General features: G+C 51.3%; 1 protein-coding gene. It reads left to right on the forward strand.

Annotated elements, in window-relative coordinates; all coding sequences use genetic code 11:
• Positions 1-1096: 1096 nt before the first annotated feature.
• Positions 1097-1403, forward strand: a 307-nt coding sequence (locus ACZ6ZQ_RS38555) for a hypothetical protein (protein WP_469773195.1), incomplete at its 3' end; no start/stop codon positions are given.

The following is a 1403-nucleotide window of genomic DNA, read 5'->3' on the forward strand; positions in this document are numbered from 1 at the left end:
CTGTTTAAATTCTCGTCAATATATTTTCACACACATACAAAAAATTTCTGGACTGGATCCCATGTCTGTTTGTCTGTTTCTTTTTTAAACAAACAAACAGATATTTAGAGGCTGCTAAGTGTTTGATTTTAAAGGGTTTTATTGGGGTTAAGGTGAACGTTTATGGGGTGAGGGTGAATATATATGGGGTGAGAAGTGAAAACTTATGGGGCGAAGGTGAAAGTTTATGGGGAGCAATGGTGAAAGGCTATGGGGTGAGAGGTGAATGGATGTGGGGCGAAAGGTGAATGGATGTGGGGAGCGTGAAGTGAACGTTTATGGGGCCTCCTGAGCAAAGGTGAAAGCATATGGGGCCATTTGAAGGCTACTGGTCGAGCACCAGGATCGGGGGAAAGGTGAACGTTTATGGGGAGGTTAGGAGGTGTAGCCCCTTAAAAGGTGAACGTTTATGGGGTTGAGCGTGAGTTGTGGATCTGACAACGGGTCGGCATCCGACCAGGCCACTGAAATGAGTCACCGTTCGATGCCCCGATGAGGCGCGGAAGGTGGCAAAGGTGAAAAAATATGGGGAGGCCATCAAGCGCGGCATAAACCCCAGTAAATACAGGCGTCTGCGGGGTACTTTTTATTTAAAGGGTGAACATTTATGGGCAGGCAGCCGATCTCCCGTTGGCCATAAACAAGCAGCCACATGTGACCTAAATCCCGCCAAAGGTGAACGTTTATGGGGTTGGCTTGGGGAGGAGAGCATGAAAGGTGAACGCATATGGGGCGGCAAATCGTGTCTGGGGGGATCGTGGGTGGCAAAGGTGAATGGATATGGGGCCGATGGCTTATTTTGACTTTTGTTGTGCTATCCGCGATGCTTTTAGGCGACATAAACCAATTTTGCGGCTTTCGCCGTATGGGAGAGGTTCGCTATGCAAGGTCCGCTGCCGTTGTTCGATGTGCCGAAAGACAACACGGGGGTCAGCCGCGGTATGTTCGCTGTGGCTTCCAGTACCAGTAACCGGCCGAAGCTTGATCTGGCTGATCTGCCGTCTCCGCCGCAGAACGGCACTCTGCGCCCCCGCTAACCAGGTAGGGGAGCGAATACATGTCTTCTACCTATGCAGAGAACGAGGTGTTCAGTTTCTGTGGGCACCTTGAAGGAGAGCTCGGTGGCGAGCTGAAGAGTGGATACGCCGTTGCACAGTCGGCCGAGGAGGCAATTCGGTCGATGCGGGAATGTGGTTTCTACATCTCGGCGATCACTTCATTGGCTGAGGTGAAACAGACCGTTTCCATCCTGGAGCTCATCGCTCATCGCCATCCTGATATCGAGCCGACTGATTACGTAGACGTCTATCCGGCAGAGATCCAGCCCTATCCTGAAAGCAACGTGTTCTGCTTCACGGGGCATG

This window comes from Streptomyces sp. NPDC053673 (assembly GCF_055585225.1).